Genomic DNA, 8,481 nt, shown 5'->3' with positions numbered 1-8,481 from the left:
TCTCTGCAGTCTTCAGCGTTTTTTACCCTGACAACTTTTGGCTTGTTAAACGCCCATGTGGCGAAGATATTTGACCCGTCACTGCATCTCGAAAATAGCTCGATGTCTGGAACCATATTTAAACTAAAGCTCCTCTGATTTAGGAGCCTTTGTTTTATGGGCTTAAGGGCTTTAAAGAACTTTTCTAGCGTAACGAGAGTGCTCAACTTTCGGTTGGTGATGATGCCGTAAACCAATCTCAGGCTTTGGCACGAGCTTCTCTGGAACACTATGAGAGCCGTTAAACGGATGGTATAGCACCTCCTAGCCAGCAGATGCTGCTGGAGCATCCCTTTTTTTACAGTCAGCCGATCACCAGTCGGGAATTTCTTCAGTTGCGTCGGATTGCGCTTGTGACAGTTGCTCCCTCGGTAACGGCACAGCCGGCAATTCATCCTCTACAGGGGGAAATGTAGCTTTCCCCGTGTAGGAAAGCATGGAAAGTGAAGCGATCGCTCCTTTGACTTGATCCGGCTTCACCTCTAAGTAATGCTGCAACTGTTCGAGGTTACTGTGACCGCTGATTTCTTGAATAATTCGCAATGGGATACCCGCATTGCTCATCTGAGTCAGGGCGGTTCTCCTAAAACTGTGGGTGGAGGCTCCCTCGATGCCAGTTCGCTCGAACGCTTCTCTCAAAATCTGATCCGCTGAGTTGGTGTGCAGATGCTTCCAGTGGTGGGAATGGTGGCGACCGGGGAATAAATAAGTCTGACCTGCGTGGGGTTTCCAAGATGTCAGGAGACTCCGCAAATCTTCAATGACTGGAATCGTTCTGGTTTGGAGCTGGCCTTTGGTGTTGCCCTTGCGGAAGTTGATTGTAGGTCGGACTGTACCTCTGGCAGTGTAAATATCGATGACTTCCAGGGAACAAGCTTCGGCAATCCGACAAGCGGTGTAGAGGCAAACTCCAAACAAGGTGCGATCGCGTGAGGTCTGCAAACCTTTGTTAAATAGCAGTTCGATTTCCTGTTGCGTAAGGATTTTCGCCTGGCCGTGCCGTTCTATCTTCATGCTTGGTGTATACCCGACCCGATACCAGAAAGTTTGCCGCAAATGCTGCATTGCTGCATCCGTCGGGGGTATTTCTTAACGTAGCGCTCTAGGAATCAGCAAGTTTGGTTCAGGCGATGGCAGTTCGAGTGTTGAGAGCTGCTATAGCGTGTTTAAATAGTTAAACTTTGGCTTAGGGTAAGATTTGCGGTGGAAAGTTATAAAGTCATGCTGGAAAACATAAAAGGCTTTTGCGAGCGTCTTGATTACGACCCGAGTAAGGGATATTGGCTTGCTGTTATAGCGTTACCAGATTACTTTGAGAGCTTGGAGATATACATTGCTGGTGATGCGAATGGGCTTAATCCAACGCTCGAAAAAGCAGTAGTTCGCGTTCTCAACAACTTTATTTAGTACCGTTGAGCCAACAGTCAAAGCTTATCTAGTTAACATAAAATCAGGTACTTTTTTTAAAGGCGGAGTCAAAGATGTGATTCTTCAGTTAAATGATTGTTACAAGACTGAAAGTGTCTGGGACATCATGTGGCTGAAGTTTTGCGATGTTGATAAACCCGATCAATATGAGGTGGTTTGCACTGCCGATTCAAGCTTGCCGTTTGGACATAGCTGTTGCCTATGGATTGTAACTTTATGCAATGATACTCCTATTTCACACTACGGCAATTTTTGGTAAGACATGGATAAGTGGTGATTCAAAACATATAGTATCAACCTGAGTTCGCAATGGCGGTGTCTATATTTTCTGATTCCGCGATCGCTCGGCGGCCTAGGGGGAGAGAATATACATTTATCACGGCGCAAGCCCAATGGTTCTTCTTTGGAGGTGAATGAGTAATTGCAAATATAGCCCCTACCTATTTACTATCCCCAAAACGCTCGCACCCAATATGCACCTGCCACTCCACTACTCTAGTAGATTCTGCTAACATACCCTCCAGGGCGCGGGGACTGCTGCTAACAATTGTTTGAGCTTCTTCCACATTTTCTGCCTGAATCACCCAAAGCCCTGTTCCATCATGGGGAAAAAACGGGCTTTATTCACAGTAGTATTCCTTTGTCCTGTTGCTCGCGAAACCAAGCTAGCTGATTGGGGTCGTGTTCGGGGTGAGCGTTTTTGTAGTCGTAATACTCTGGAATGGTTGCTACAACAACGGCAAAAAGTTTAGACACAGTGCTTTTCCAAAACTGATAAAGTTCAAATCAAAAATAGCATAATACTCCAATTACTTTTGGTCGCACCCGCAGTTTTGTCATTTTTGAGTAAGGGTTGAAGCCCAGCTATGCAATGCCTAATTCTCTATTTTACTGGCGCACAACGAGATAGCCCCGTGTCTTTTTGGAAATAGAATCGGTAGTATTCATCGCTTTCCAAAGATTTTCAGTAGAAGTCCATACAGGCGGATATTTATAGCTGGCTACGTCTTCAATCAAAAACCGATCGCTTTGCTCGTGATAGGCAGCGAGGGGAGAAATATGCCCGCTTTTACCCTGACCCAAAACAGAGCGTTGGTAGTTCACGATTATATAGTCGCCAGAACGGTTAAGGTTGGCTTTAGCTTGAGTACGAAATTGGTTAAGTGTTGTCTCCGACGCATAGTAGACCTCAACTTTGACGTTGTGACTTCTGAGCAAAGCAGCTAATTCATCAAGAGTCATGCCCGAAAAAGTAACGGCATAAGAAGAACGGATATTCTGGGTTTGACCGTCAAAAAAGGTGTCTTGGGTTAGGGTGCGATATCCCTGTTTTTTGCTGCCGAGTGCGTTCAGAACCATCACACTACTAGCCACACCACAATAGGCGGGACGCTTTTGAGTTTCAATGTGGGTGCTAAGCGGTTGAAAATCCTGTTTGCTCTTGCTCTGGTTCAATAGCTGTTGTCCTTCGGGTGATTCTAGAGAAACTAAAGTTTTGGGAAGTGGTAGTCGATTAACAGAAGGTGGTGAGAAGGCTTTCCAGGTAAAAACGCTTAAACCTGTGCCGAAAATTAGTAGAATACCCCCTCCAGCTTTTATTAGTCGCCCTCGCCATCGATGATTTCTCGACTTTTGATTTAAGTCCATATCTTCATCTCTCCCAAGAACAGTTGTGTGAAAAAAGTCTTAGTCAGAATTGGTCGTTGAACAATTAAACCTTACAATGTCTAGACCTTGGCATCTGGTTAGTAGCTCGGGTAACTATCGCCTTTGCTTTGGACATCATTATAGCAAGTCTTTTTAGGGTTAAAGTTTCATTATAATTAAGGAAAAATATCATTGTTATAAAGCGGTCTGAAAAATTTAGATTCTGTAATATAATTTTGAAATCTCTGCCTGGGAGCAAGATTGCATCATGCCGCCAATGCCAACAGTCACAGTCAAGTCAAGATACAAGCCGCAATCTATCGATACCAGCATTGAGGCGGACGTGCTGATGTTTCAGCTATTGCGACAGTTAACGCCCCAACAAAAAGTACAGCGGACTTGCGCTTTCAATCAAGCGGTGCGAAGGCTGGCAATATCTGGAATAAAGAACCAGTATCCCAATGCTGCTGAGACAAAAGTTCGGCAAGAATTTATTAAAAGGTGCTTGGGTGTTGAGTGGATAGAAGTTTTATCAGACAGTAAAGATTGGGGCGAACTCGTGATTGCTGATCCGATTCTGTTAGCGCAAAAAATAGCCAGCATCTTGCTACCGCTGAATATTCCCTATGTTGTGGGAGGTTCGGTGGCGAGTTCGCTGTTGGGAGAGAACAGATCTACGCAAGATTTGGACTTAGTAATTGACCTGGAATCGCGAACAGCACAGAGACTAATTGATGCCATGTCAGGCGAGTTTTACATAAGCGAGTCGGCTGTGACTGAAGCGATTGCCAATTCAAGAACAGCACCCCGCGAATCATCGTTCAATGTCATCTATTTGCCTTCGATGGAGAAAGCAGATATTTTTGTGATGGGCAGCGATGACCCTTTTTCGGCTTCCGTGATGAGCCGACGCCAACTTTTCCCTGTTAGCGGTTTAACAGAGGAGGGAATTTACATCTACTCACCCGAAGATATCGTCCTGCAAAAACTCAGTTGGTACAAACTAATTCCTGGCGGTTCCCAAAAGCAGTGGAGGGATGTGTTGGGAGTTTTGAAGGTGCAAGGGGAACGACTCGATATCGCTTACTTAAACCAGTGGGCTGTTACACTCAAACTAACAGATTTACTCTCTGGAGCGTTACTTCAATCAGGATATTAATAGTCGGCAATTTAGAATGAAACAAAACAAACAACAGCTTGCTATTGCTAAGAAAATCCAAAAATGGATTCAAGCCACCCAAGAAGTTGAAAAAGCTCGCTTTGCCATACCGATAACCAGGCTGACGAGTATCAAAAGTCTGTGCGTTGATGAACTCGTCGCCGAAAAGTTTGCGCTCTACATTGCTCGACTGGTGCAGCAGCAGATAAATCAGGCGAATTGTCCAGAACATTTTACGGAGGAAGAATGGGAACAGCAAAAACAATTAGTGGATGAAGCGATCTCACTGATGGACAGTTACCGAGAAAACCCTAGTTACGAAAGCCGGCAATCTTTGAGAAACTTATTGAGAGACATTGATGGGGTGCAAGGGGATGACTACCGCAATTTTAGGTGGACAACGGTGCGCTTTGTTCGCAGTGGAGATTTACTAAAGCTAGAGTATGCACTGCGCTGTTTTGTAGAGACAGATTTTCCCTATTGGGCTTACAAACTAGCTAGAGAATATGTAGAAGGCTATGGATTGCAGTCGGGTTCGGGTATCGTTGCTGAATCCGTACCCATGTTGTTGGAAGTAGCAGAATTTTGGTGTCAGTATTATTTCAATCAGAGTTTGAACGAGAAATTTCCTGATGGGGGCGCGATCGCTCTTGTGAGGTAGGGTCGTTGGGTCGGGTGAGATGCGAATTTATCAATTCCAGAGAAACGCTCAAAATCAAGCAGATACTCAGGCGCAGCGAGGGAACTGGCAGCTACCCATTTGCGGGATGAAGCATAATGAAGCTTGACCTAAAACAACGGGGCTATTTTTAATGATTCTCCAAGGGATTGTTTGTGTGAAGCTAACAAATTTGCTGAGGATTGAGTGATTGCGGGTTGCGGGTCAGTTGCCAATGTGCCAGTTGATTATGACAGAAGTGATGTGATTACATGAGCCAATATTTTTTGTGTTTGGCTTTATTTATTTCAGGATTAATTGTGGAGACTTTAAAACTTTTTAAGTTTATAATAATTTTTCCTTTTTCTAGAATAAGTGTCATTTTTACTCATATAAAAAAATTAGACCAAAGAAATCATCGGCCGTCTTTAGAGGAACAGCGTATGGGTTTATATGATGGTAGCGGAGTTCATCACCCCGATGGATTAAAGTGGAAGTTCAATACAAAAAGCAGAATACGTGTTTCTCCAGTCGTTATTAATCAAGTAGTGTACGTTATAAATGACCAGGGTACTTTCTATGCAGTTAATAGCCGAAATGGAAAAGCCAAGTGGACTTTTCAAATACCAAAAGAAGGGGAAGGGTCTGAAAATGCCTTCTTACGTCCATCGCCACCGACAATTGTTGATGATGTTGCCTACATCAGTAACGATAATCAGTTGTATGCAATAGACCTGAAAACAGGTATAGCTAAATGGACATTTGCCACCCCAGGCGTAGTGGAATCATCGCCCGTTGTAGCAGATGGTGTTGTTTATGTAGCCAGTAATTTTACGGAAATACACGGGTCAAACACCGAGCTCCCTTGCACACCTATTCTGAACGTACAGGGTTATCTCCAAGCTGTGGATATTGCTACCAAGCAAGTAATATGGCAATTTGAGCAACCCAATGGAGTTAGTTCTCTTGCTGTTGCTGATGGCACAGTCTACATTTTTGCATTTGGTAGTTTCTGGTCACTAGATAGTGCTTCATCTGCGGTACAGTGGCAATTCAACAAACACAATCTCAGTTTTTTGGCTCCAGTGGTTGTTAACGGAATAGTTTATGTTAGCTGTCCGTCCTACTATTCCTCTACAAAAAGTTCAGTTTTTGCTTTACATAGTGCTAGCAGACAAATTGTATGGGAATTCCAAACAAGCGGTTATATCTGCACAAGTCCGTTAGTCACTGATGACATGGTTTACATTGGCACTAGAGAGGGATATTTATTGGCTCTCAACAAAGAAACAGGACAATTACAATGGACTTTTTACCGTGGTGATTGGAACATCAATTACCCTAGTATGGCTGAGGGAATAGTTTATTTCGGCAGTGAAGACGGAAATCTTTATGCCTTATTCAGCACTACAGGCCAGCAACTGTGGAAGTTCACAGCAATGGGTGGAGTGTCTTCATCTCCTGCTATTGCTGCTGAAGTGGTTTACTTTGGCAGTGAAGATGGTTATCTATACGCAATTGATACTACAACAGCACTAATTAACCAAATCCTTTCAGATGCTTCAATTCAAGGAGAGCCTTTAGCAGATCCTCCAATTAGCTCAGATGGAGCTATGTATCGCGCCAATCCACAACAAACTGGTGTTTACATTACTAGAGGTGTTCACCAGGTTGTTGGATTGAAGTGGAAATTCTCGCTGGATAGACATTTATCATCCCCCCCGATTGCCGCGAATGGAATAGTTTATGTCGGCTGCAGTTACTCTAATCTTTATGCTATAGATGCTGAAGTTGGAAAACAAGTATGGCAGTTTGACAAAACAACTTATTCTTGTTCCGCTGTGGCTGATGGCATGGTTTACATCGGAGGTGATTCTTTGTATGCACTTTCTGCGATGACTGGACAAGAACAGTGGTCTATCAAACTCAGCAGCGCTGAGTTTCCTGCTGTTGTTAATGGCACAATCTATGTTTACAGCAGAAACAAAGACGGATCTCACAAACTCTCTGCCCTGTCGTGTCGGAATGGACTATTAAAGTGGCAGGCCCAAGTGTCCTTATCTAGCGGTTGCCCTTTGATAGATGATGAAATCGTTTTAGTACACAATTATCATTACGTAAATGCGCTTTCTCTCGCTACAGGAGAAGTTGCATGGCAATTCAAAACTCAACAGTACGACGATCGCTTATCAGCTATTTCTGATGGAACAGTTTACTTGGTTGGACAGAAAAATTTCTATGCAGCAGATATCCGTACTGGAGAGGTGAAGTGGAACTTTAGTCCAGAAAAAGGCTCGTTGAGACACGATCTGGCGATTTTTGATGGCACAGTTTATACTATCAGCCAAAATACTCATACACTCTACGCACTTTCCTGCACAACTGGGGAAGAGAAGTGGCAGTTTACAACGGATACTAACATACAAACACCTCCGACTATTGCTGACGGAATTGTTTACTTAGGAACCTTTAGCGGTAATGTTTATGCAGTAGATGCTCTGACAGGACAACAACTATGGAAGTTTGCCATAGGAACGGCATTATGCTCTGAACTGGCGATCGCGGAGGGGGTAATCTATACTACGGGCTCTGACGGGAAGCTTTACGCGCTCAGTTGAATTAGGGGAAAGTATGCGATCGCCAACTATCAAAATTTTGTTTTCCGCGCGTTGCTGATTTACGGTATGAAAGACTAAATATGCAAATTTTAGAAACCAGTATCTACAAAGCTTCTGGATTTTCGACTTATTTTTTTCATACCCTGATTAAGCAAGGCTGGGTTTCTTTTTCCCCTACAGTTACGAGATATGGACAAGTTTCCAGAATACGATCCTCGCTGTGGTCGTGAGACAGAGGGCCAGTGGTGGAGCCTGCCACAAGACATTGCTTTAGCCAACACTCCTGAATTCAGTCAACGTTTCTTCGCTCAAGTGTTCAACGAATTCCCAGCATTGGCGACAAGCGTCGTTTTCTTGCGATGGTCTGTTGGGCCAGACGACCTCTACGCAGTATTTAACTTCTCTAGCGGTGGGTTTGGCGTGCAGATCGATCCGGGGCTAGAGTACATCATAGTGTGGGGGACAGGCGAGCATGGGGAGTATGGCGATTGGATGGGCGATGGCGCTCGGTTAGCGGAGAGCGCTTGAGGATGTCCGTACCTTAGTTCGGTGGTTTGAGAGTTTGTCTAATACGGTTGAGTGATGATGAGACAAGTGCTGGTGAGCGATCGTAAATTCCGAAGGCGTTTAGTCTGAACTTTCCCCTGCAAATGTTACTTGCATAGACGAGCGAAGCCTTCGATCGCAAAGATTTTAATTGAAGTACAAGCAGCAGATAGATTTGGGCTGCATATCTCCAGCAAAACCATATCCAAGCTAAACTGATAATCGCCCTAATTTTTAGAATTATCTATGGGACAAGAAAGCGCAATATGATATCTGGGGAAATCAAAAGTCGGCGTTGCTGAATTAGAGTAAGTAGGTCGGCGCCAAAAAACCGAACTATGTTAAAATAAGTAAAGAAAGAGAACACATCTACTGAGGTAACTCAA

At 44.0% G+C, this 8,481-nt stretch carries 9 protein-coding genes; 5 read left to right on the top strand and 4 right to left on the bottom strand.

Annotated elements, in window-relative coordinates:
• Positions 1-351 precede the first annotated feature (351 nt).
• The gene (locus tag QUA77_RS28085; RefSeq protein ID WP_333042915.1) at positions 352-1,053 is read right to left on the bottom strand and encodes a tyrosine-type recombinase/integrase; all 702 of its coding nucleotides are present in this window, start codon (positions 1,051-1,053) and stop codon (positions 352-354) included.
• A 189-nt stretch (positions 1,054-1,242) separates the two neighbouring features.
• Between QUA77_RS28085 and QUA77_RS28080 the strand changes: the two genes are divergently transcribed.
• Entirely contained in the window at positions 1,243-1,446 is a 204-nt protein-coding gene (locus QUA77_RS28080; protein WP_333042917.1) for a hypothetical protein, read from the top strand.
• 461 nt (positions 1,447-1,907) lie between these two features.
• On the opposite strand, the gene QUA77_RS28075 is transcribed toward QUA77_RS28080, so the two are convergent.
• From QUA77_RS28075 to QUA77_RS28065, 3 genes are all read right to left on the bottom strand, one after another.
• Positions 1,908-2,051, bottom strand: a complete 144-nt coding sequence (locus QUA77_RS28075; protein ID WP_333042918.1) for a hypothetical protein — start codon at positions 2,049-2,051, stop codon at positions 1,908-1,910.
• Positions 2,052-2,091: 40 nt separating this feature from the next.
• The gene (locus QUA77_RS28070; protein WP_333042920.1) at positions 2,092-2,223 is read right to left on the bottom strand and encodes a hypothetical protein; all 132 of its coding nucleotides are present in this window, start codon (positions 2,221-2,223) and stop codon (positions 2,092-2,094) included.
• Between the two features lie 132 nt (positions 2,224-2,355).
• Positions 2,356-3,114 (bottom strand): phytochelatin synthase family protein, encoded by a 759-nt coding sequence (locus QUA77_RS28065; RefSeq protein ID WP_333042922.1) that lies wholly within the window; start codon positions 3,112-3,114, stop codon positions 2,356-2,358.
• Between the two features lie 268 nt (positions 3,115-3,382).
• On the opposite strand from QUA77_RS28065, the gene QUA77_RS28060 reads away from it, so the two are divergent.
• From QUA77_RS28060 to QUA77_RS28045, 4 genes are all read left to right on the top strand, one after another.
• Positions 3,383-4,273, top strand: coding sequence for a hypothetical protein (locus QUA77_RS28060; RefSeq protein WP_333042924.1), 891 nt, complete (start codon positions 3,383-3,385; stop codon positions 4,271-4,273).
• 16 nt (positions 4,274-4,289) lie between these two features.
• Positions 4,290-4,934, top strand: a complete 645-nt coding sequence (locus tag QUA77_RS28055; RefSeq protein ID WP_333042925.1) for a hypothetical protein — start codon at positions 4,290-4,292, stop codon at positions 4,932-4,934.
• Between the two features lie 269 nt (positions 4,935-5,203).
• Entirely contained in the window at positions 5,204-7,549 is a 2,346-nt protein-coding gene (locus tag QUA77_RS28050; RefSeq protein WP_333042926.1) for an outer membrane protein assembly factor BamB family protein, read from the top strand.
• 189 nt (positions 7,550-7,738) lie between these two features.
• On the top strand, positions 7,739-8,077 hold the full coding sequence (locus QUA77_RS28045) for a hypothetical protein (protein WP_333042928.1): 339 nt from the start codon (positions 7,739-7,741) through the stop codon (positions 8,075-8,077).
• Positions 8,078-8,481: the final 404 nt, after the last annotated feature.

This window comes from Microcoleus sp. K5-D4 (genome assembly GCF_036704575.1).
Lineage (GTDB): Bacteria > Cyanobacteriota > Cyanobacteriia > Cyanobacteriales > Microcoleaceae > Microcoleus.
Note: the sequence above shows the minus strand (reverse complement) of the source record. Positions and strands in the feature narration are given on the sequence as shown.